At 38.5% G+C, this 23,774-nt stretch carries 20 protein-coding genes and 1 tRNA gene; 10 read left to right on the top strand and 11 right to left on the bottom strand.

Annotation, left to right across the window (positions count from 1 at the left end; translation table 11 throughout):
• Positions 1–42 precede the first annotated feature (42 nt).
• The 3 genes from aqpZ to J7E57_RS10255 all read right to left on the bottom strand — a co-directional run bounded on the left by aqpZ (position 43) and on the right by J7E57_RS10255 (position 2,433).
• The gene (aqpZ, locus tag J7E57_RS10265; RefSeq protein WP_215127674.1) at positions 43–750 is read right to left on the bottom strand and encodes an aquaporin Z; all 708 of its coding nucleotides are present in this window, start codon (positions 748–750) and stop codon (positions 43–45) included.
• Positions 751–1,105: 355 nt separating this feature from the next.
• The gene (locus J7E57_RS10260; RefSeq protein WP_215127672.1) at positions 1,106–1,942 is read right to left on the bottom strand and encodes an MBL fold metallo-hydrolase; all 837 of its coding nucleotides are present in this window, start codon (positions 1,940–1,942) and stop codon (positions 1,106–1,108) included.
• A 47-nt stretch (positions 1,943–1,989) separates the two neighbouring features.
• A complete protein-coding gene (locus J7E57_RS10255; RefSeq protein ID WP_131031026.1) occupies positions 1,990–2,433 on the bottom strand; it encodes a MarR family winged helix-turn-helix transcriptional regulator in 444 nt (147 codons plus the stop codon).
• A gap of 170 nt (positions 2,434–2,603) precedes the next feature.
• Between J7E57_RS10255 and J7E57_RS10250 the strand changes: the two genes are divergently transcribed.
• The gene (locus J7E57_RS10250; protein ID WP_083505475.1) at positions 2,604–3,833 is read left to right on the top strand and encodes an MFS transporter; all 1,230 of its coding nucleotides are present in this window, start codon (positions 2,604–2,606) and stop codon (positions 3,831–3,833) included.
• Positions 3,834–3,987: 154 nt separating this feature from the next.
• On the opposite strand, the gene J7E57_RS10245 is transcribed toward J7E57_RS10250, so the two are convergent.
• Positions 3,988–5,004: a LacI family DNA-binding transcriptional regulator gene (locus J7E57_RS10245; RefSeq protein ID WP_262897886.1), complete on the bottom strand. Its 1,017-nt coding sequence runs from the start codon at positions 5,002–5,004 to the stop codon at positions 3,988–3,990.
• 349 nt (positions 5,005–5,353) lie between these two features.
• On the opposite strand from J7E57_RS10245, the gene J7E57_RS10240 reads away from it, so the two are divergent.
• The 5 genes from J7E57_RS10240 (at position 5,354) to J7E57_RS10220 (ending at position 10,368) form a co-directional block, all read left to right on the top strand.
• Positions 5,354–7,183 carry a glycoside hydrolase family 2 protein gene (locus tag J7E57_RS10240; RefSeq protein ID WP_215127670.1) on the top strand — a complete coding sequence of 610 codons (1,830 nt, stop codon included), beginning with the start codon at positions 5,354–5,356 and terminating at the stop codon, positions 7,181–7,183.
• 89 nt (positions 7,184–7,272) lie between these two features.
• Positions 7,273–8,097 carry an SDR family oxidoreductase gene (locus J7E57_RS10235; RefSeq protein ID WP_215127668.1) on the top strand — a complete coding sequence of 275 codons (825 nt, stop codon included), beginning with the start codon at positions 7,273–7,275 and terminating at the stop codon, positions 8,095–8,097.
• Positions 8,098–8,140: 43 nt separating this feature from the next.
• A complete protein-coding gene (gene uxuA / locus J7E57_RS10230; RefSeq protein ID WP_215127666.1) occupies positions 8,141–9,304 on the top strand; it encodes a mannonate dehydratase in 1,164 nt (387 codons plus the stop codon).
• A gap of 528 nt (positions 9,305–9,832) precedes the next feature.
• Positions 9,833–10,069 (top strand): hypothetical protein, encoded by a 237-nt coding sequence (locus J7E57_RS10225; protein WP_215127664.1) that lies wholly within the window; start codon positions 9,833–9,835, stop codon positions 10,067–10,069.
• Between the two features lie 225 nt (positions 10,070–10,294).
• Positions 10,295–10,368 (top strand) — tRNA-Arg (locus J7E57_RS10220).
• A gap of 136 nt (positions 10,369–10,504) precedes the next feature.
• On the opposite strand, the gene J7E57_RS10215 is transcribed toward J7E57_RS10220, so the two are convergent.
• The 6 genes from J7E57_RS10215 to J7E57_RS10190 all read right to left on the bottom strand — a co-directional run bounded on the left by J7E57_RS10215 (position 10,505) and on the right by J7E57_RS10190 (position 14,977).
• Positions 10,505–10,849: a JAB domain-containing protein gene (locus J7E57_RS10215; RefSeq protein ID WP_215128121.1), complete on the bottom strand. Its 345-nt coding sequence runs from the start codon at positions 10,847–10,849 to the stop codon at positions 10,505–10,507.
• 8 nt (positions 10,850–10,857) lie between these two features.
• A complete protein-coding gene (locus J7E57_RS10210) occupies positions 10,858–11,040 on the bottom strand; it encodes a hypothetical protein (protein WP_215127662.1) in 183 nt (60 codons plus the stop codon).
• A gap of 4 nt (positions 11,041–11,044) precedes the next feature.
• On the bottom strand, positions 11,045–11,530 hold the full coding sequence (locus tag J7E57_RS10205) for a hypothetical protein (protein ID WP_215127660.1): 486 nt from the start codon (positions 11,528–11,530) through the stop codon (positions 11,045–11,047).
• Between the two features lie 33 nt (positions 11,531–11,563).
• Positions 11,564–12,034, bottom strand: coding sequence for a hypothetical protein (locus J7E57_RS10200; RefSeq protein ID WP_215127658.1), 471 nt, complete (start codon positions 12,032–12,034; stop codon positions 11,564–11,566).
• Positions 12,035–12,146: 112 nt separating this feature from the next.
• Positions 12,147–12,713 (bottom strand): hypothetical protein, encoded by a 567-nt coding sequence (locus J7E57_RS10195; RefSeq protein WP_215127656.1) that lies wholly within the window; start codon positions 12,711–12,713, stop codon positions 12,147–12,149.
• A gap of 56 nt (positions 12,714–12,769) precedes the next feature.
• Positions 12,770–14,977: a helicase HerA domain-containing protein gene (locus J7E57_RS10190; protein WP_215164970.1), complete on the bottom strand. Its 2,208-nt coding sequence runs from the start codon at positions 14,975–14,977 to the stop codon at positions 12,770–12,772.
• A 904-nt stretch (positions 14,978–15,881) separates the two neighbouring features.
• On the opposite strand from J7E57_RS10190, the gene J7E57_RS10185 reads away from it, so the two are divergent.
• The 3 genes from J7E57_RS10185 to J7E57_RS10175 all read left to right on the top strand — a co-directional run bounded on the left by J7E57_RS10185 (position 15,882) and on the right by J7E57_RS10175 (position 21,878).
• Positions 15,882–16,580, top strand: coding sequence for a DUF1826 domain-containing protein (locus J7E57_RS10185; RefSeq protein ID WP_215127652.1), 699 nt, complete (start codon positions 15,882–15,884; stop codon positions 16,578–16,580).
• A 233-nt stretch (positions 16,581–16,813) separates the two neighbouring features.
• Positions 16,814–19,630: a TIM-barrel domain-containing protein gene (locus J7E57_RS10180; RefSeq protein ID WP_215127650.1), complete on the top strand. Its 2,817-nt coding sequence runs from the start codon at positions 16,814–16,816 to the stop codon at positions 19,628–19,630.
• A gap of 49 nt (positions 19,631–19,679) precedes the next feature.
• Positions 19,680–21,878, top strand: coding sequence for a glycoside hydrolase family 3 C-terminal domain-containing protein (locus J7E57_RS10175; protein WP_215127648.1), 2,199 nt, complete (start codon positions 19,680–19,682; stop codon positions 21,876–21,878).
• 338 nt (positions 21,879–22,216) lie between these two features.
• On the opposite strand, the gene J7E57_RS10170 is transcribed toward J7E57_RS10175, so the two are convergent.
• Positions 22,217–22,795 (bottom strand): hypothetical protein, encoded by a 579-nt coding sequence (locus J7E57_RS10170; protein WP_215127646.1) that lies wholly within the window; start codon positions 22,793–22,795, stop codon positions 22,217–22,219.
• Between the two features lie 264 nt (positions 22,796–23,059).
• Here J7E57_RS10170 and J7E57_RS10165 point away from each other — a divergent pair, with 264 nt between their 5' ends.
• A complete protein-coding gene (locus J7E57_RS10165; protein WP_215127644.1) occupies positions 23,060–23,770 on the top strand; it encodes a LytR/AlgR family response regulator transcription factor in 711 nt (236 codons plus the stop codon).
• Positions 23,771–23,774 lie beyond the last annotated feature (4 nt).

Raw genomic sequence — 23,774 nt, 5'->3', positions numbered from 1 at the left:
TACTAACCTCTAAACCCTAACCCTTAAACAATTTCATTTAAATCAGTTTTTCTCCAAAACTGTTTTCCAAACCAAGGCACTGAGCGCCGCACCAATAATCGGCGCTACAATAAACAGCCAAACCTGGCTTAAGGCTTCTCCGCCAACCAAAAGTGCGGGGCCAATACTTCTTGCAGGATTTACTGATACACCCGTTACCGGAATGCCCACAATATGAATGAGTGTTAAACTTAAGCCAATTGCAAGTCCTGCAAAGCCGCCATTGATATTTTTAGTAGAGGTTGAGCCGAAAATCACCAATAAGAAAATAAAGGTGAGTACAATTTCGGCAATAAAACCAGCTGCTAAACTGTAATGTTGTGGAGAAAGTGCAGCAAAACCATTTTGCCCTAATCCATTTGCTGTTAAAGAATATTCCGCTTTCCCCGATGCAATTTGCAGTAAGATAAATGCGCCTGCAACGCCACCTAATACCTGAGCCACAATGTAATAAACGGCTTCAGTAATTTTCATCCGGCCAGCGATTACCATTCCGATTGAAATTGCCGGATTAATGTGACAGCCAGAAATGTGCCCAATAGCATAAGCCATTGCGGTGACTGATAGGCCAAAGGCAAAAGATATGCCTAATAAGCCTACGCCGGTTGTGCCATTTGCGCCAGCTATAACCGCGCTACCACAACCCATTAGAACCAATACGAGCGTGCCTAGAAATTCGGCACTGAATTTAGAAAGTTTACTTGTCTCCATATAATTTATTATTTAAAGGTTTAATATTATATCCGGATGATTGTCAATCGAATATAACTAAAAAATTAGAATATAAAATGGAATAAAATGCTGGTGATTTAGCCTGATTGAATTACGGAATTTTAGACAAGAGAAAGGAGCTTAAATCCATAAGCCCCATTTAAACCAAACAAACTATTTATGAAGTTTATGTAAAACCCATATTAGAATAAAATGTTTTGATGAAAATTAAAATTATTTACAATTTTTGCGGGTAATTATACTTTTGTATATTCAATTGACATTTTTTGCTCAAAATAAACCATACTGTAACTAAATTGATAGAAAACGGTAAGCTGTTTTTGACTTTAGGGTGTTAAAATAGGTTGAGTTGTTCTGGCTGATATAGGTTAGGGTCGAAATTGTAAACTTCGGGTGTGTTTTGAGTATTGCTTACGTAATACAGCGCTGTTTCCTCATATCTTGAAGCTACTTTAACAAAAGTATTGCCGGCAGCATTTTTAAAAAGATTTTCAACCAGCTCTGGGTCGTTATTATCTTTTGATAAGTGGCTCAGTAATAAATGACTCATGTACGGGGCTTTATGGTTGATGAAAAGCTCCAATGCCTGCGCATTGCTTAAGTGACCGTGACCACTTGTAATCCTCCGCTTCAAAAAATAAGGATATCGGCCATTTTCCAGCATCTCTGTATCGTAATTGGCTTCTAAGAAAGCGGCATGACAATTTTTGAAATGGGCAATTAAACGATCGCACACCGAACCGATATCTGTAAAAACACCCACTCTTACCTCATTACATTCAACAGTAAAACTATAAGGATCGGCAGCATCGTGAAATTTAGAAAAGGCAGAAATCTTTAAACCGCCAATCTGAATGTGTTGTAAATGGCTTAATGAAAAGGTATTGTTTGTATCCAAAACTAAGCGGCTGCTTTTTAGGGTAGCTGTGCTAATGTAAACCGGGAGTTTATGTTTTTTAGCAAACACTGCCAGCCCTTTAATGTGGTCGCTATGTTCGTGTGAGATAAAAATGGCTTTTACTTTACTGATTGATAAACCTAAACGGTTCATCCGTGTTTCAACCTCTTTGCAGGTTAGGCCAACATCAACCAAAATTGCTTCATTATCGTTACCCACATAGTAACAATTGCCATTACTGCCCGAATTGATTGATGTAAAATATAGTGCCATTTTTCAGCTTGCAAGATAAGGCTTATTTGGCGAAGGAAAAAGGAAAACTATACTCTTGCGCCATTGTGTTCTACCAAACGCGAAAGGAGGGGTAGAAAAGCCTGAATCAAGTTGATTTCTTCTGAGGAGAAGATTTTTTCCATGGTTTGTGCCAGCCATTCTTCTTTTATTTTTCTGCTGGCAATAATGTGTTTTTCGCCAAGCTTGGTTAAGCCGATAAAAACCTTTCGTTTATCCTCTTTACTTGGAAAGCGTTCCACACATTTGGCATCGAACAAGCGGTTGATAATCTGTGAAATAGCTTGTTTTGATACCCTTTCCATGTCTGCCAGCTCTGTAGATAGCATTTTGCCATGTTGTTCGAGCAGCGACATTGTTAACAGTTCGGCGTTGCTAAAGTCTGAACTTACGTTCTGTTTGCGTAGCTGTCTGGTTAAGCGGGTAACTGTGCTTCTTAGTTTTGCGGCTATATCTTGTGTTTGAGTAGGCATCTTAATGGTAAATAAACTTTACAAATATAAGCTTTTAATTTTATAGATAAACTAACGTGGGTCTTTGTTTTGTTTGAATTTTGATCTTATAATGATAAAACTTTCTGTTTTTGGCTTTTTGATTTGGGTTTAGTTTTGTACTTTTGTAAAGTTACTTTACTATTTTAAACATGAGTATTTTTCGTTCGCTAAGGCATTACAATTACAGGTTATTTTTTACAGGTCAGGCTATTTCACTAATTGGCACATGGATGCAGCGTGTAGCCATCAGCTGGTTGGTATATCGTTTAACCGGATCAGCTTTTTTGTTGGGGTTGATTACTTTTTTGAGTTTAATCCCTTCGCTGGTACTCGCACCGTATGCTGGGAGCTATGTAGATAGGCATAATAAGTATAAGATATTGGTGATTACCCAGGTGATCCTGATGCTGCAGGCTGGTGCACTGGCTTTGATGATCTGGTTTAAAGTATACGATATGTTCTGGATTGCAGCACTTTCGCTGGTTCAGGGCCTGGTAAATGCTTTTGATGTTACTGCCCGCCAATCGTTAATGGTAAATTTAATTGATGATAAAGAAGATTTACCAAATGCCATTGCGCTCAATTCTTCCATGTTTAATGCAGCCAGGTTAATCGGCCCGGCGTTGGCAGGGGTAATTTTGAGTACTTTGGGTGAAGATATCTGTTTCCTGATCAATTTTGTGAGCTTTATTGCCGTACTGGGTTGTATGGTGATGATGAAGCTTAAACTCACTGCACATCAAAAATCGAAAGAAAATATCTGGATCGACCTGAAAAAAGGTTACGATTATCTTAAATCATCGCCAGATTTGGCCTCTATGGTATTGATGATGGCTGCATCGAGTTTATTGGTAATCCCTTTTACTACTTTATTGCCTGTTTTTGCCAAAGATATTTTTAACGGAAATGCCACAACATTTGGCTGGTTTGAAAGCGCCGCAGGGTTTGGAGCTTTCTTTGGAGCTATTTACATGGCTACCTTAAAGGTAAAGCAGAATCTGCAGAAAATTGTAATGATGTCGGGTATTTTGTTAGCAATTTCAGTTGTGGCGCTGGCTATATCACCATCACTTGTTCTGGCTTTAATTTGTACTGGTTTAGCTGCTTTAGGTTTAATGGCGCAAACCTCATCTATCAATACTTATCTGCAGACTCATGCCGATGATGCAATGAGGGGAAGGACTTTAAGTTACTATATCATGGCTTATCAGGGTGTATTGCCAATCGGCAGTTTGTTGATGGGGTATTTGGCGCATCTTTTTGGCACCCAAACTGTAGTTGCTTTTGAAGGTGTTGCGGGTTTGTTGATTGTGGCTGCGTTTGTGTACAATGAAAAACACAGGAATCAATTGAACAGTAGTGCAATGTCGTTAAATTAATATGTCATCTGGAATTTTTTTAATTTGGGTACGAGTGGTCGTCACCCTGAATTTATTTCAGGGTCTTAATAGATAGATAAAGATGCTGATCCCGAATATTCGGGACAGCATGACGATCGAGTAGATGCAACGTTGTGCACAAAACGCAAAACACTTACCCATGCACTATCAACTTACAATCCACCACTACTTTCTGGTAATTATGAATATCAATTTCTTTGTTAATCAATTGTATCAATAGTTTAATTGCATTTTCACCTACTGATTCGGGGTTTTCTTCAATAGAGGCAATAGGTGGTGAATCGAGATAACTGATAAAAGAGGTGTTCCCGAATCCTACGTATTCAATTTTGTCAAAGTCAGGGTGGTTTATCGATTTCAGGTATTTCATCGCATCGAACATAATAGGTTCTTTAAAAGCTACGAGCGCAGTAGGCATATTTTCTGGGTTGGCAAATAAATTCTTAATTGCTGAGATCGTATTTTCTTTGTCGAAATCGGTGTAAGCAACCAATTCAGATGAAAAAGGAACCTGATTATCATTTAAAGCATTGATGTAGCCATTAAAGCGATCGTGCGTAAAATTAATCATTTTTGGACCGCCCAAATACGCAATCTTTTTATGCCCCCTGTCTATTAAAAACTTTGTAGCCTGATAACAGCCCTGAAAAGTATTGCCCAAAACTTTATGGCAGCTTAAGTTAAAACTCGGGTTTCGGGCATAATACACTACCGGAATGCCCATGTTTTCGAACTGGTCTAGATGCGAAAAATCTTGTGTGTGTTTCGAAATAGCCACAATTAAACCATCAACCCGGCTCCGCAACAACATATTTGCAGATTGGATTTCTTTTTTCAGGTCATCGTGAGACTGGCTGATAATCACATTATATCCATTTTGTGTGGCAAATTGCTCCACACCATAAATACTTCTGGTAAAATAGTGATCCAAAAGATTGGGTAAGATAATACCAATAATGTGCGATTTCTTTTCCTTTAAATTAATAGCTGATTTATTGGGCGTAAAATGCAAATCGCGGGCCATTTCCTGAACACGTTGTTTCGTGTACTCGTTTATGGTTGGGTAGTTATTAAGGGCCTTTGATACTGTTGATACTGACATCTTTAACTTTTCAGCCAAGAATTTTAGTGTAACAGGGGTATTATTCATTATCTTTTCCAATCTCAGTGCATAGTTAAGAAAAAAACGCAATTATTTCAAACGTTTGAAATGTTGTTTCAGTGGATTTTATTACGTTTTGGCCTATTTTAAAACGTTTAATTTTTTAAGCTTTTCTAAATTCGTGATCACTAGCACAAACTATCCAAATAAACATGATGAAATCATTACTTGCTGCCAGCAAATGCTGTCAAAAACCTAACTTATGCTTTTGCAGCAAATCACTCTTTATTAACGAAAAACTAAATTTTGCTCAAATTTAGGAGGGCAGTGGAAACACCGTCTGTTAATTAATTGTTAGTTTTGAAACGATCAATTAATTAATATTAAAACTTAAGTTATGCTAAAAACAACCTATAGCGTATTTTTAATCTGCTTTTCGCTCCTTTCATCCATCAGTTACGGTCAGGTTACCGCTATACAAAATATTCAGGGCCGGAAAATCCAGAGCCTTAATGGTAAATGGAATTATATTGTTGATCCTTACGAAAACGGTTATTACGATTATCGTCATGATCCATTCGATCAGTCGAAAACCGGAACGGGAGGTTATTTCGATGATAAAATTCAGAAAGATAAGTCAGAACTGATCGAGTATGATTTCGATCATTCACCACAAATGAATGTTCCTGGCGATTGGAACTCGCAATCAGAAAAATTAGAACTTTACGAAGGCAATGTCTGGCTGCGCAAAAAGTTTGATGCAAAACCAGAAAAAGGAAAAAAATACTTCGTTTATTTCGGTGCAGTAAATTACGAAGCCCATGTTTACCTCAACGGCAAAAAACTGGGTGTACACAAAGGCGGTTTTACGCCTTTCCAGTTCGATGTAACCAGCAACTTAAAAGTTGGCGAAAACTCCATTGTGCTTAAAGTTGACAATATCCGTAAACAGGATGAAATTCCAACTGTAAATACCGATTGGTGGAACTATGGAGGCATTACACGCGATGTTTACCTAGCCGAATTTCCTGAACATTTTATCAGTGATTATAAACTTCAGCTTGTTAAAGGAAGCAATAACTTATTAAATTTTTCGGTAAAACTTGCTGATGCAACTGCTGGACAGGAAATTACGCTTTCTATCCCAGAGCTGAAGCTGGAAAAGAAATACAAAACAGATGGCGAAGGTAAAATTGTAGATGAGTTTCTCTGGAACAATTTAAGTTTATGGTCGCCAGAAACACCAAAATTATATACGGTAAATATTAAAACCGATAAAGAAAATATCGACGATAAAATTGGTTTCAGAACCATTCAGGTTGATGGCGATAGCATTCTGTTAAACGGTAAATCTATTTTTTTAAGAGGAATATCACTACATGACGAAAACCCGCTTTTAGCTGGTCGTTTACGTTCAGAAGGCGATATGCGTATGATGTTGCAATGGGCAAAAGAAATGAACTGTAACTACGTTCGCCTGGCGCATTACCCGCATAACGAAGAAATGATTCGCCTTGCCGATGAAATGGGACTATTGGTTTGGGCTGAAGTTCCTGTTTACTGGACCATCAGCTGGACAAATCCGGCAACCTATGCCAACGCAAAAAAGCAATTGACTGATTTAATCGTACGCGATAAAAACAGGGCAAGTGTGATTGTTTGGTCTATTGGTAACGAAACTCCGTTAAGCGATGCCCGTTTGAGTTTTATGAGCAATCTGGCAGAAACTGCCCGCTCTTTGGATGATACCCGTTTAGTGGCTGCTGCATTAGAAGTACACCGCGAAGGAAATAACATCATTTTAAACGATCCATTAGGCGAAAAAATCGATCTGGTAAGTTTTAATGAATATGCTGGCTGGTACTGGGGAGGTAATCCATCCGAAATTACCAAATACAATTTCGATATTAAATATAAAAAACCTGTGGTGATTACTGAGTTTGGTGGCGATGCTTTGGGTGGTTTCCACGCCGATGAAAATACACGTTGGAGCGAAGAATACCAAGAGGCGTTGTACAAAAATCAGATCGCTATGTTAAGCAAAGTTGGTGCTCTAAGAGGCATGACACCATGGATTTTGACTGATTTCAGGTCACCAAGAAGACAACATCCTATTTATCAGAATTTCTGGAACCGTAAAGGCTTGATCAGCGAAACAGGTAAGAAAAAGAAAGCCTTCTTCGTGCTGAAAGATTTTTACGACCAGATGCAGGTCAAATACAAATAAAATATGAACAGCTTACAGAAAACTAGTTTTGCTTCTAAAATAATGCTTTCGATGACGCTGTTAAATAAACTTAAAAAAGAACTAAACAAATGGTAAAAGAAGTAGAAAGCCTGTTTTCGCTGAAAAACAAGGTTGTAGTAGTTACAGGTGCTACAGGTGTTTTGGGCGAGGCTTTTGTAAATGGATTATGTGCAGCTGGTGCTGTAATCGTTGTTATAGGAAGAAATGAAGACGCTGCAAAGCAAAGGGTTGCTGATGTAACAAACGCAGGAGGAAAAGCTATTTATATTATTGCCGATGTATTGGATGAGCAGAATCTGCTTAATGCGAATGAAATCATTATCAAAGAATTTGGCCGCATAGATGCTCTGATTAATGCAGCAGGTGGAAATGTGGCGGAAGCTGTTATTCAGCCCGGAAGTGATATTTTTGATCTTAATATTCCAGCCCTAAAACAAGCATTTGACCTCAATTTATTTGGAACTATTTTGCCTACACAGATTTTCGGTAAAGAAATCGCGAAAAATGGGGGTAGTATTGTGAATATTTCATCAGTTTCTGCTAACCAAGCCATTACACGCGTATTGGGCTACTCATTGGCCAAAACATCTATAGATTGTTATACCAAATGGATGGCTGTTGAATTAGCCAATCGTTATCAGGATAAAATCAGGATAAATGCCATTGTACCCGGCTTTTTTATTACTAACCAAAACAGGGCATTATTAACCAATGAAGATGGTTCTTTAACCGCAAGAGGGCAGGCCATCATTTCTAAAACACCCTTTAAACGGTTTGGAGCGCCAGAAGAATTGATTGGCGCTTTAGTATATTTGCTAAGTGATGCCTCTAAATTTGTAAATGGACAGAATGTTACAGTGGATGGGGGATTTACAGCATTTTCTGGCGTTTAGTTAACAGTAATCCTTCAATCACATAAATCTGTGTAATCATAATATGAAAAAATTAGAACAAACCTGGCGTTGGTATGGTCCGAACGATCCAGTTAGCCTACAAGATGTTAAACAAGCAGGTGCTACGGGTATTGTAACCGCACTGCATCATATTCCACATGGTGAAGTTTGGCCATTACATGACATTCAGGAAAGAAAAGCCATTATCGAGGCAGCAGGTTTAACCTGGTCGGTAGTAGAAAGTGTTCCCGTACACGAAGCGATTAAAACGCGTAGGGCAGATGCAGGGCAGTATATCGAAAACTATAAAACCTCTTTGCGTAACCTATCGGCCTGCGGAATTAAGACTGTGTGCTACAACTTTATGCCAGTTTTAGATTGGACACGTACACAATTGGATCTGGAAATGACCGATGGATCGAAAGCACTTTATTTTAACTGGATCGATCTGGCGATTTTTGATCTCTATATTTTGAAGAGAGAGGGTGCAGAAGCAGATTATTCGCAATCTATTTTAGATAGGGCTGCAGCTAAACATACTACTTTAACACCACAGGATTTAGTTGACCTTCGCATCAATGTATTAATGGGCATCCCGACCGAAAAAGAAATCGAGCTGGAGACTTTGCGTAATAGCATTAATGAATATAAAGCCATTGGAAGACAGGGCTTAAAAGAAAATTTAAAGTTTTTCTTGTTATCTATTGCTGAGGTTTGTACAGAAGAAGGTATTAGAATGACCATCCATCCCGACGATCCTCCCTATGCTATTTTAGGTTTGCCAAGAATTGCGAGTACGCTCGAAGATTTTAATTATATTATTAAAGAAGTAGACCAGGCTTTTAACGGTGTATGTTTCTGTACAGGCTCTTTAGGTGCAGGAATGGGAAATAATGCTTTAGAGATCTTCAATGCAGTTAAAGACCGTGTTTATTTTGCGCATTTGCGTAACGTTAAAAAAGATGAGGACGGAAGTTTTTACGAAGCAGACCATTTAGGTGGTGATGTGAATATGTACGAAATTATGAAAGCCTTATCAGAAGAAAATGCTTTACGCGATAAATCAATTCCTTTTCGCCCAGATCATGGCCACCAAATGTTGGATGATTTGGCTAAAGTAACTAATCCGGGTTATTCTGCAATTGGCAGATTAAGAGGTCTTGCTGAATTAAGAGGGTTGGAAATAGGCGTTACGGGAAATTATTAGCCAAGGAAGCGAAGAAAATTCGCTGTATTTGTCATCCTGATGGATAATTTATTGTATAAAAATCAATATGAATGACAGCGGATTTTTTTTACGGTGATAGGCTGCGAGGAATCGTCATTGTGGGAAGGCTTTTTCAGCCGACGACCCTTCTTAAGAGACCTGTCAATGGTAGAGATCAGTTTTTAGCCAAAAACAAAGGAGTTGGACGACAGGTTTTAGCGGTTCGTCATTCCCAACTTGATTGGGAATCGTAATGCAAGCGCTTTAAGATTCCCGCCTGCGCGGGAAAGACGACCACTCTATTGGAGTCTGTCAATGATAGCTTGTCGAAGGATCTTTTTAACCACATATGCGCACAAATAAACACTGTTTTATTTGTGCGCATTTTTTGTAATAGCCGGGCTTGTATCCGCCTTTCGCCAACCGACAAACCCTTAGTGCTGATCCTTATTATCCATAAATACACAGCAATTCCCGAAATTTTAACTCACCTTTGCTTGTGGCTTGAAATTTGAGTCTCTTAAAATTATGGAAAACAGCAATAACCCCAAGAAGAAGATCTTAACGCCTTCTGTTGTACACGATGATTTACCAGAGGTTAAAAAGCCTGAGCATTTACGGAAGGTGCCGCTAAATCACGACAGTGGATTGCCGGAAAATCCTGAAAGAAATTATCACCATGAAGAATTAAAGAGTGCAACCGCCAGTCACGACAAAATTCGGAATGCCGATGATGATCTGGAACGGAGAAGACGCGTAATTTAGATTTGATCATGTTTTTTGAGTGCTCGCTCTGTACTTTTGGTATAGAATGGGGTGAAAAACAACGTTTTTTTTGAGGCAAAGTCAAATTTATTCCGCCCAAATTTAATTTTAATTGCTTCGTTCTTAAATACTTATTCTAAATAGAAAAAGTACCTTCTAAATAGTTTAAAATATATTTTTACATATTAAATAGAACTTCTATATTTGCAGCTCATTAAAAAATGAGCCTCGGTAGCTCAGCTGGATAGAGCGTCGGTTTTCTAAACCGAGGGTCAGGGGTTCGAGTCCCTTCCGGGGTACAAAGAAAAGGTCTTTAGTTATGCTAAAGACCTTTTTTGTTTTCCGTTTGACTTCTTTCTATAATGAATTTGAGTATTATCTAGCAGGATTGGCGCAGTTATATAATCTTGTTAATTGTCTAAATGTAGTTATTGTTTAAAACATTACCTCATCAGCCATACTAAAATAACTATTCTCATGTATAATCAAATGATCACAGACTTCAATATCCAATAATTTACCACCATCGATTAGCTTCTTTGTTAGCCTTTTATCAGCATCACTAGGATTTAAATTACCACTCGGATGGTTATGCGCCAATATTAATTTACTGCTATTGGTCTTCAAGGCGACTGAAAATATGATCTTCGGATCTGCTAGCGTTCCCTGCACTTCACCAACTGAAATATCAACAATTCCTAACACTCGGTTACTGGTATTGAGTAGAATTACTTTGAACTCTTCTAGTAACTCAATTCTCCCTAATTGCCAATGATAGATACGATATACTAATCGTCTTCATCAGGTCGCTCACTCCCTGGATGCCCTTTTCTTATTTCACCAGCTTGTCCTTCTCTGCGCTGTTTATCCTCAAGGGCTTTTCTTAATTCCGCTTCTCTATGCAGCTTTGCTTGTTCTTCCCGCTGTTTCGATTCTTCATGTCTTCTCTTTGCTTCTTCGTTTTCGTTCATGATTTTAAGTATTAGTTTTAAAGTAGATTCCCAGTGCAATTAATCCTATCGCAAATGTCATTAAACTGACCAAGTTAAGTATCAAAGTAGTTTTACTATATAATTTGCACATTCTCTTCAAGCGTTCTTGGTTACCTTTAAAGGCTTTACCTCGCTTTTGCCGAACCATGTTTTTAGTAACTGAAATATCTTTTAGGTTAGTGTAATAACCTGTCACCTGTGATGTGAGATTGCCAATAATGCAAATTCCTAGCATTAGCCAAGAGAATTTCAAATACCCCACATGCGAATACCCTGTTAAATCTTTAGCATAGTTGATTGAAAGGAGCAACGCTCCTGTAGATAATGAAATTACAAGCAGGTCAAATCTTACTATGGAATACTCAGCTCCTTTCTCTGCCTTTTCAATATGCTTCTCAAGCATTTCAATGCGCCTCTCCTTGTCACGCATTGCATCATCTTCGGTAATTGCAACTTCTGCTTGTCCCATCTTATATTTTTAACAATCCCAATATAAACTTATTTACAATGCATTGTTATTAATATCCATTTCTCCGATCGTCAAGGTATCATTTAGCTTGAATGTAATGCACGCTGACCCAAATACAGCCTCTTGCTGCGCAATAAGATAAGAATCATAAATTCTAATTAGTTTTAGCTCCTCTGAATGTAGTAGAATACTAGCCTTTATTTCTTTCCTATCTTTATCAAAAGATGCAATTCTCAAAGTACCCAAGCTAACGCGTATTCTATAGGTTCCAGTTAAATCATCAAACTTGAAGCCTTTTATTTCGTTCATTATTTGCCTGCGATAATTGTCAGCCAAGTACTTATTGAGCTTCTCCATATCTGCATTAGATATGCGATCAGATGTTCTATAAGGAGTTTCATAGAGAGACTCATTTAAAAAGTAAATTAATTGACCAATGCTGCTATCATCAATTATACTTTCTTTGACTGCTTCATCAAGGGTTAGTGATTTCTGTAACTTCATAACTGATTTTATAAAACCCTAATATAACGTATTATTAATGTTACAATGCAATAAACTTATCAACATATAGTCGCTGACCGATATCTCAAAGAATAGCAAACCAAGCTGCCTGTTACCTATTTTGTTTTTTCATTAGCGCACTATATCTATTGCTAGTCATTACAGAAATAGCAGCATGACATGATAACTCATGCTCACAGTTTCTTACTAAAGACGGCAAGTCATTTAAAACACTTTCAATAGAATAAATGTCATTCTTGTTGTAATGACCGCACTGGTTGCAACATGTGTCTCTTGTTAACACAACAGCATAAAATTGGTCAACCCCCTCTATATGCAGGTTATCTAACTTGGATAGAATCATATGCTTAAAGCTTTTCTCGTAGTAGTTTCGCTCCATTACCTTATCTGTGCAAGTGTTTGCAAGTGCGGCATATATTGATCTAATGGCCTGATGCTTAGTAGGGTTTTTACTTATGATTGGCATGAAGAAGTATTCGTAGCAATTATAAGCAGTCCAGTCTGAATGTTTCCCTATCATATGCTCAATATTTTGCATTGTAACCGTATGCTCAACTTCCTCGCTATGGAAAAATCCATCAAATCCAAAATCAGCCTTACTAATTCCCAATACGTTACTGATTGTGTCTTTCACAGATTTTGCTACCTTCTTATTCATTTTTATGATGGTATAGTAGTGTTCATTTACAGAACTAATGTCCATCTTAGAGATGGTTATACCACAGGTAAAATAATATCATTCATATCGTTTAGCTCTAAGATAACGGGCTGTTTGAGTTTCATGGATTTACCAATTGCTATACAGTGTCTTTCTTCTAGAGTAGGAAGTAAATTAGAATAGTCCGAACCAATGTAGTTCTCTAGGAACTGCTTTCCTGTATCGTCAAAGATTCTCATCGCAAATATTGTATTGCATTGATTAAGAATGCTTTTGCTAATATTTGCAGTTCTTTGAGTAATTACTAATGTGCCTAATCCGTACTTGCGACCTTGAAGAATAACTTTTGCGGTGCCGTTTGTCGCATTTTTATCTCCCTCATTGGATATTGAATTCCATTCTGGGACTAATGAATGTGCCTCTTCGAGCACTATCATATATCTGGCATCAGTAGTTTCTCCTAAAATACTTGCATTTACAATTAATCTTTCAGATATCAATCTCGTTTTTTCAGCAGGTGTCAGATCAACTTTGCCTGTAATGTTAAATGCACTTGCAGCTTTTGAGACGTTATGCATATCAGGATTTAAAATCAGAACTCTTTTATCAGATGCGATGAAGGAATCAATTTCAGTTATAAGGGTTTGTTTGTATAAAGCCTCATTTCCCCAAGTTTGAGGGTTTGAAGTATTGCCCGTGTTGTTTCCAGCTCTCAACGCTGCCAAAGCGGCAGTAGGTATCTCGTTTTGGATCAAAGCTGCATTAATATATTTTGGCAATGACTTTGCGTATTGATTAGTTAAATCAATGCAGAAGATTTTAACCTCTGTAGTTGCCATTAGTTTTTGAAGTATTTCGAATGTTAAACATGACTTACCAATCCCCAAAATACCGAGTATTGCTGTATTGTGTGTTACAAGTTCATGTGGAGACTTAATCGGAATTCCATAATCCGTGTTTGGCAGTTTTCCTATAAAAGAGTTGCTATCGTATGCAACATCTAGAGGATTTAGAAGGAATGTAGGTGTATATATTTCGGGTAGCCACTTAACAGTATTAAGTTCATTAATTTCTCTGTTGTATTGCCCTAGCTTCTGTGCAGTACCTATTATAAAGCCATGAGTATCCTTGAACTCTAGTGATTCTTCATTTGTTCTAGCATCAATTATTTGGTATAGAACCGATTCATTTGCGATTCGAGTTTCAATTATCGATCCCTCACCAATTCCTCTTGTTACTTGAAGTTCATCTGTAAATAGTTTGTTAAATCTTATCTTATTAATAGTTGAACCTTCCCAAACGGTACCTACTAACGAATTAAAGTTTGAAAAAGTTAAGTTATTCTCAATGATTTCTTTTAATGAGATATCTATTGAATCAAGGTTAAAAAGATAAACCGCATTTGACTTAGAATATATTGACCTCTCACCACTAAGAGGCATAAGAGAAGAGATGTTAAAGGAGACAAGATTGTTTTGAGAATCTCTGAGAGAGAGAACATCTAACCACTTCTTTCCCAAGAGTATTCGCTCATTCATGATTACTCCAACAGTTCCATTCTTAACATTTTCCAAATATACAAGCCTGCCTTTGAGGTTTAATTGTCGATGCTCATTGTCGACTTCTACTTCAACCTTATATAAATCCGTGCTTTCATGTCCAATGACTTTACCAACATAGTAAATCTTCTTTCCTTTAGCAGTTACCGTGGAGATCAGATTTGTAATATACTTGACTGCCCAAACAATTGGCTTATTGATAGTAAGCAAAAAGCCAAAACCGATTAATATAGGGTACTCAATGAGGTTGAACCTAAATAACGAAATCACAATATCAAAGTAAAGAATAGTGAATACTACATCTGGCCGAGACACAGCACAAATCAGACTTACGATCGCCCTTTGTTGCTTTTCAAACTTTCCATAACCATGAAGTAGAATCATCAACAGCGCTGTAAGTGTAAATAACAAACTAGCATATAGCCAATAGCTGTGCAATGACAAACATTGTTTACTATTAAGTCCAAGGACAAATAAAAAGATTGCAACCCACCTCGTGATAACGTCAACCGGCTTAGAGAAATATGGCTCTGTGACATACGTACTTAAAACTAAGGCGAGACCAGTTGCTATTAATAAAGTGTTTAAATTATCGCTAGTGTCAACAACGAATCGCCAACTCCCTGAAAAGTAGTATCCAATGAGTAAGATCAATGAACTATAAATTGCTACGACAACAAACCTTTGTTTAATATTTAAGAGCATGAGGAAATTTAGATTAAGATGAAAGCCTAATGAGGTATTCGATATCCAAATATAGTAAATCAAATATCTAATTAGCTTCCTAGATAATGATTCTGGTAATGTGCCCACCGTTTGCGAACTGAGAAAATGTGTGAGAACTGGTAGCTGCATAGCAGCGAGGTTCGATCTATGTTTTAACACAAGCGCAGCGCAGCATTTTCGAAAAACGCAGGTGAGCTGAAAAGTGGAGCCTGACTAGATTTATACAGGATGAAGCGAAGCAAATCGTAGATAAAGATAGAGAGAAGGCTCACGAAGCCATCCGTATTGCCAAAATTAAATTTACCTGGAAAGCCAACGAAAAGGCCGTATTTGATTACCCTTTCTTTACCTATTGTTTACCCTTTGTTGCTACCAAGTTAACCCCAAGGTTACCCCAGGGTTACCCCGGCGTTACCTTTTCTCTACCTAAAAGGTAAAGCCAGTGCTTGCTTTCGCAGAATGGCCACACTCGTTATGGTTATGCTGCCCTAAAGCAGACTGCCACAAACGCCCTGGTTCCTGCCCTGCAGGCCAGCTATAACGGTTCATTTTAGCTCATTTCGCGTACAAATTGGTTCAATTTGGTCCATTTTAGCTCAAAATGCGGTGCCTCGCTGCCAAGTCGCTATGTTTGAGCATGGATTTAAACATACCGGTATAAACAGTAATCCATTTTTTGAACAAAAATTATGGCAATGTATTCAAAAGGCGCAAATGGCGCATTCTCGGGCAATTAGGTGGTGTAATTGGCAGCAAAGTCGCAGCATAGATTACCTTGTTTATTGGCCTATTAAATATTTATTTTACTAACCTGCGCTGCAGATCAGGAAACTATTATTCCTTACTTTTGCAGCGAATAAAGGCTAAATAGCTTAATCAATCAATGGATAATAGATTTTCTAACAGCAAGCAGGTTGCGGTGGTTTCCACTTTTTCTCATCTTTTAAATACGGATTTTAAGGGAGATATAAATGCAGTTTGCTGGCAGAGAGACCTGGTTGGCGACTTTAAGGAAATTGTATCTAAACTTGAACTGAAAGCAGATCTCACGGAAGTTTCTATGAAAGACCTCCATGCGCTTAAGCTATCGGAAAAAGGTAGTATGGCAAGGAATATTATCTCAAGTGATTTTGAGTTGTTGGCAGATTCCGGCGCATTGCCTTCGCTCAATTTAATCAAAAGTTACGAGCGGGATGAGGAACTCGGTTTCATTTCAACAGATGTATATTCATTCCATGTAGACCGTTCGCCCATCGGTACTGATACTTTTTTATGTACCTATTATGGTGCTGCCAGTGAAATTTTAGCTAATCATCAGGCTGAACAAAAAGTCCTGGTTCCTGAAATCCGGCAAAAGCTCAAAGCGTTGCATAACGGTCCTGAATCGGAATTTGAAGACTTTTTGATGGAGCATTATTTTGACCTGCATTACCAGGCCAAAGCTGGCGCAAGGCCCATCAATTTGGGATTGGGTCATTTATGGAGGTTGGCAGTAGATTATCCTGATAAACAGGTTTTACCATGCGTGCACCGGGCACCCAAAGAAAAAGATGGTGAGTATAGATTGCTTTTGATCTGCTAAAATTAAATTTTTTGATCTAGACCCTTTAATCAGGTGTTAATCAAATAGGTTATATCAGTTTAATTATCTGCAAGGCAATCTGTCTGTTTAAAAAATACCCCTCGAAAAGTTTCGTAGTTAACATTTCTGCTTACTAATTTAACATTACTGCTCTGTGGTCATGATATGGCATTGTAGTTTTGCATCATAAAAACATACCACCATATTCTAACCAATTAATTCTTTGTTCCGTTATGAAACGATTCTCTTTCTTTATTATATTGTTATTTGTTGCTGGGAGATTGCTTGCCGCTGAAGCTGTTGAGACGCTGCAGAACGGAATGAAGGTCCACCCAAAAGGGGGAGCTGCCAAAACTATTGAAATAAATGTGATCAACAGCCATATTGTTAGGGTGCAGGCTTCACCCGAAAGCACTATTCCCCAGGTTGCAAGCCTTTGCGTAATAGCCGGATTGACTCCGACTGTGCCTTTCAAAATAACAGAAAATACAGAATTTGCCCAACTTTCTACCCAAGAGCTTACCGTAAAGGTTTCCCTTGTTACAGGTAAGGTTTCATTTACTGATAAATTAGGGAAAGTAGTGCTGCAGGAGGCAAAAAGAAGCTTTAGCCCTATTAATGTCGAAAACGATAAAGGATACACCATGCAACAGGTCTTCTCGGGTACTCCGGGCGAGGCCATCTATGGGCTCGGGCAGCATCAGTCTGACGATTTTAACTATAAACATAAAAGCGAAGACCTCTTCCAGTACAATACGAAAGTGGCTGTGCCATTCATCATGTCTACAAACAACTATGGTGTATTGTGGGATAATTATTCGCAGAGCAAATACGGCGATCCCCGAGATTATAAAGACCTGAACCAGTTTACCCTCTTTAATAAACAAGGCAAAAAAGGTTTTCTTACCGCTACATATAATCAAAAAAATAACGCGCCTATTATCCGTCAGGAGTCGGCAATCGACTATGAAAACCTCACAACTGTGAAGAAATTTCCTGCAGATTTTAATTTTAACAATGGTTCTGTAGTCTGGGAAGGAGAAATTCTTGCCAACCAAACTGATATTTACAAGTTTAGTCTTTATTATGCAGGTTATACCAAAGTATGGCTTGATGGAAAATTGGTAGTACCGGAGCGTTGGAGGACTTCATGGAATCCGAATACTTATAGGTTTCCTTTCTCGCTAACAAAGGGAAAACGCACCAAAATAAGACTGGAGTGGAAACCCGACGGAGGCGTTTCGTATGTTGGCCTTAAAGCACTTTCTTCATCTCCGATAGAAAAAAATGGCAATATATCCTTTTGGTCAGAAATGGGCGATAAGATGGATTATTATTTCGTGGCCGGCAAAAACATGGACGATGTAATCAGTGGTTACCGCACACTGACCGGCAAGGCGAGCATTATGCCCAAATGGGCAATGGGTTTTTGGCAAAGCCGCGAGCGTTACAAAACCCAGGATGAACTATTAAATGTGGTAAGCGAATACCGGAAGCGTAAGATTCCGCTTGATAATATTGTGCTTGATTGGAATTATTGGCCCGAAAATGCCTGGGGAAGCCATCAGTTTGACCTGAAACGGTTTCCAGATGCCAAAGGAATGGTAGACTCAGTGCATAAAGAAAATGCAAATATCATGATATCGGTATGGCCAAAATTCTATGCCACAACAGATCATTTTAAACAATTTAAGCAAAAAGGATGGATGTACATGCAGGCGGTGCAGGACAGTGTACGCGATTGGATAGGCCCGGGTTATGTAGGATCTTTCTACGATGCCTATAGCCCCGATGCGCAAAAACTTTTTTGGAAACAGATGAAAGAAAGCCTTTATGTAAAGGGATTTGATGCCTGGTGGATGGATGCTTCTGAGCCCAACATTCGTGATTGTACCGATATGGAGTATCGCAAGAAACTGTGTGGGCCAACTGCGCTGGGTTCTTCTACAAAATACTTTAATGCATATGCACTGATGAACGCCAACGCTATTTATAACGGACAGCGTGAAACGGATAATAACAAGCGGGTATTTCTATTAACACGATCTGGTTTTGCAGGTTTACAAAGGTATTCTACCGCTACCTGGAGTGGCGATATCGCATCAAGATGGGAAGACCTAAAAGCGCAGATTCCTGCCGGGCTTAATTTTGCAATGTCGGGTATTCCGTTCTGGACAATGGATATTGGTGGCTTCTGTGTGGAGAAACGTTATGGAGATGGCCAAAATGCTTTTGACAGTACAGGTGTTGAAAATGCCGATCTAAAAGAATGGCGTGAACTAAATCTACGTTGGTTTCAGTTTGGGGCATTTTGTCCGTTGTTCCGCAGTCATGGCCAGTTTCCTTACCGCGAAATCTATAACCTTGCTCCAGAAGGCCATCCGGTTTACAAAAGTCTGGTTTATTACGATCAACTGCGCTACCGCTTAATGCCTTACATCTATTCGTTGGCAGGAATGGCGTATCATAAAGATTATACCCTGATGAGATCGCTCGCAATGGATTATACTGCCGATAAACAAACTTACGGCGTGAGCGACCAGTTCCTTTTGGGCTCAGGCTTGATGGTTTGTCCTGTTTATAGTTACAAAGCACGTAGCCGTGAAGTTTATTTCCCATCGGGAAACAGATGGTATGATTTCTATACAGGCAAGCAGATTGAAGGCGGACAAAAGATAAATATAGAAGCGCCACTTGAGCGTATTCCTCTTTTTGTTCCTGCAGGTACTATTTTGCCTGTTGGTGATGTGATGCAATATACGTCAGAAAAGAAAGCTGATGATATTGAGATCAGGGTTTACAAAGGTAAAGATGGCAAGTTTAGCTTATACGAAGACGAGGGAAACAACTATAATTACGAAAAGGGTGCATTTTCAACGATCAATTTTGAATATAACCATGCTAACGGCACGCTTACTATTGGCAACCGTGAGGGTACTTACGAAGGGATGTTAACCAAAAGAATTTTCAGGGTGGTTGCCATTAGCAATACAACTGAACAGGCTAAAGTTGTTCAATACAATGGTGCTAAAACGGCAGTGAAACTCTGATAAGATTTGATCAATAAGCAATAAAAACTGAACCCCAAAGAATATATTAATGAAATCGATATTTTTAACTGTAGTAGCAACAGGAGCCTGGTTAATGGTTAATGCGCAACAAAAGCTGCCAGTTTACCTTGATATAAATAAACCCATAGAAGAGCGGGTTGAAAATGCACTTTCAGCAATGACCACCGAAGAAAAAGTGTCGCTTTGTTATGCCCAGTCTAAGTTTAGTTCAAAAGGCGTGCCCCGCTTAGGAATTCCTGAAGTTTGGACGGACGATGGCCCCCACGGTATCCGTGAGGAAGTTTTATGGGATGAATGGGGTGGTGCCAACTGGACAAACGATTCTTGTACAGCCTTTCCAGCACTTACCTGTCTGTCAGCTTCCTTTAATCCTAAATTATCGTTGCTTTATGGCAAGTCAATCGGAGAAGAAGCGCGTTACCGCAATAAAACCGTGTTATTAGGCCCTGGAATAAACATTTATCGCACACCATTAAACGGGCGTAATTTTGAATATCTGGGCGAAGACCCTTATCTCAGCTCACGTATGGTAGTGCCTTACATTCAGGGCGTTCAATCCATTGGCGTAGCGGCATGCGTAAAACATTTTGCACTGAATAACCAGGAAGAATGGCGCGGGCATATCAATGTTGATCTGAGCGACCGTGCATTATATGAAATTTATTTACCTGCTTTTAAGGCCGCTGTGCAAGAAGGGAAAGCCTGGTCGGTTATGGGGTCTTACAATCAATTTAGAGGTGAGCATTGTTGCCACAACGACCTGCTTTTGAATAAAATCTTAAAAAAAGACTGGAAATTCGATGGCGTAGTAATCAGCGATTGGGGAGGTGTACATAGTACCGATCAGGCGGTTAAAAACGGGCTCGATCTCGAAATGGGTACCTATACCGATGGTTTAACAACGAAGGGGAAGTTTCCTTACTCAGAATACTATCTGGCCAATCCGTTCCTTAAAGGCATTAAAGAGGGGAAATATGATATTGCTTTGCTTAATGATAAAGCCCGCCGGATATTACGTTTGATTTTCCGGACCACCATGAGCGCCAACAGGCCCTTTGGCCGTTTCGTTTCTCCTGAACACAGTGAAGCTGCGCGTAAAATTGCTCAGGAAGGAATTGTGCTTTTAAAGAATGATAAACAGTTTTTTCCTGTTACAAACGGTAAATTCAAAAAGATTGCTGTTATCGGCGAAAATGCCGATCGCAGTCTGGTAATCGGCGGGGGATCATCATCACTGAAGGTGGCTTATGAAAAATCACCATTGGATGGATTGATTGCTAAATATGGGAAAGACCATGTGGTATACAGTCTTGGATATGCTTCTGGGCCATCAATGTACGGACGTGAAGAACCATCTAAGCTAAATGCTGATTCTTTGATTGATGCGGCGATCGAAGTTGCTAAAAATGCCGACGTTGTATTCTTTATCGGAGGACTGAATAAAAACCACTTTCAGGATTGTGAAGGTGGCGACCGTAAATCGTTAAGCCTTCCTTTCGGACAGGATAAGCTGATTGATGCTTTATTGAAAGTAAATAAAAACACAGCTGTAGTACTGCTTAGCGGCAACGCAGTATCAATGCCTTGGGTAGATAAAGTGCCAGCTATTATTCAAGGATGGTATCTTGGTTCAGAGGCTGGATCTGCATTGGCTGATGTTATTTCGGGTGAGGTAAACCCTTCTGGTAAGCTTCCATTCTCTTTTCCAAAAAAACTGGAGGATAACGGTGCACACTTTTATGGTAAAATTTCCTATCCCGGCGACAGTATTAACCAATATTACAAGGAAGATATTTTGGTCGGTTACCGTTGGTTTGATACAAAAAAAATAGTACCTCAATACGCCTTCGGATACGGCCTTTCTTACACCAGCTTTAATTTAGGCACTCTTTCTGCAGATAAATCGGCTTATAGTAAAGACGAAATCATCAAGGTCAGATTCACTGTTAAGAACACAGGAGCACGCTATGGCGCTGAAGTTGCTCAGTTGTATGTGAACGATCCTGTTTGCAGTGTTCCGCGCCCGGTAAAAGAGCTGAAAGCCTTTGAAAAAGTTTTCCTGCAGCCAGGAGAAACGAAAGTTGTTGAAATGGATATAAAAGTGTCAGATCTTGCCTTCTATGATGAAAGTAAAAAGGATTGGAACGTTGAACCTGGAGACTTTATCCTGCAGCTTGGAAATTCATCAGGTAATATTTCCCAGAAACTGAAAATAACTGTTAAATAGCCGGTAAAGAAGAAGAATGTAAAATAAAACAGTATTATTTGGAGAGAAATGAGATTGTATCATAAACTTCTACTATTGACAGATTCGTATAGAAAGGTCGTCATTGCGAGGAGGAACGACGAAGCAATCTTTCCTGCTTTGATCCTGCTATAAAGATTGCTTCGTCGGCTGAAAAAGCCTTCTCGCAATGACGATAATCTGAGGAGATTTATCTCCTTAAAATCTCTTGTTATTTATATCGATTTTTATAAAATAAATTATCCATCAGGATGACAAATCTATATTTATGATACAACCTCATTTCTTTTAGTTTCAATCTTTATGCTGCTATCGTTACTTTATCTAAATATTTTTTGGACGGCCAGCTGAACCTTAGCTGCGTCATTTTCGATGGTTTTTTGGATAGACTCGTCAAATGAAGGAGGGAAATCTGCTGTAACGGAGATCAGCTGTGCATGATTGGTCACAGTAAGCTCAAAGGCATGACTTCCGAACTTAAATTTGCTTTTTATTTTGTCTGCCTGTTTTTCAATTGCCTTAGAAAATTCATAGCTGTTGCTAATTTCGTCAAAATGATCCTTTACTGCATGGAAGATCAGGTGTGTTTCTACATCCAATTCGTTGATGATCACCCTGGCATTCAACAGCTCTTGTGCTGTTTTACCTTCAGCTCCTTCTTGTAGGTTTTTTAAAGAGGGAAGCAGGTCTTCACTGAAGATGATATCTTTAGGATCGTTAATGAAAATTGTTGAAGGATTACCATTTTCATCCAATCGCTGTTGAAGGTATATCGTGTCATTGCCGTCCTTAAGTTCTACGCTAGCTGGGGCAATATATTCTGTTTTAATGTCGGTAATGGTGTTTTTGATGAGCTTAACAACATATGCCAACACAGGGTAATCTGTAATATCGTTCATTGTGTCTTTTTTACAAATGTACGGCTTAGTTGAAGTGATATAAAGCGCCTATGGAAAACGAATTGATAATTTTGTTGTAAAGTGATCAACAAGAGGTAATTAATTTTTTCTTTGGAGAGACACTGAGGTCCATCATTCATTTTATATCGTCCAACCACCAAAATATTAGCAAAATTTAATAATGTGGGTAATTTTATTCAAAGTTTTTTTGATGTGCAGACTGTAATTTTTTTGCTATGTTTATACATCTAATCCGCTAATCGTATGAGAGTCCCGTTATCTTGTATTGTTGTCGATGATTCTGACTTAGATAGGAAATCTGTTGAAAATGAAATAGATAGGTGTTCCGATTTAAAATTAGTTGGAAGCTTTGACAACTGTATTGAAGCATTGAGTTTTTTCAATGCGCACCATCCAGATATCCTGTTTGTGGATATAGATATGCCTGATATTAATGGACTCGAATTTATCAGAACCATTAATAATACCAATACCATTAATGTTATTATTTCAGCTCACCCTGAATATGCCCTGGAAGGTTTTTTGCTAAAGGTTTTTGATTTTATTTTAAAGCCTGTGGAAACCGAGCGATTTGAAGTATGTATGAACCGCTTAACCGATTTTGTTATTCTTAAAGAGAAGGCGGAGTTGTATGATATTTTATTCGAAAATGAAAATGTTATCTTTAAGGAGGGTTATGCTACGGTTAAACTAAATGTAAATGAGATTATTTATTTAGAGGCTTTTGGCGATTATACGAAAGTTGTTACCTCAAATAAAAACTATCTAACTTTAACTACCTTGAGTGCATTTCTAGAGTCGTTGCCTAGCGGCAAATTTATTCGTATTCATCGAAGCTATGTGGTTTCTATTAATAAAATTCAAGGTACAAGCTTAAAAAGCATTGACATGGGGACAAGCGTTATTCCGGTAGGTAAAACGTATATTAAGGAAGCTAAGAAAATTTTTAATTGATGGT

The organism is Pedobacter sp. ISL-64 (genome assembly GCF_018613605.1).
GTDB lineage: Bacteria > Bacteroidota > Bacteroidia > Sphingobacteriales > Sphingobacteriaceae > Pedobacter.
The sequence above is the reverse complement of the archived record's forward strand: the minus strand, read 5'-3'. Positions and strand labels throughout refer to the sequence as shown.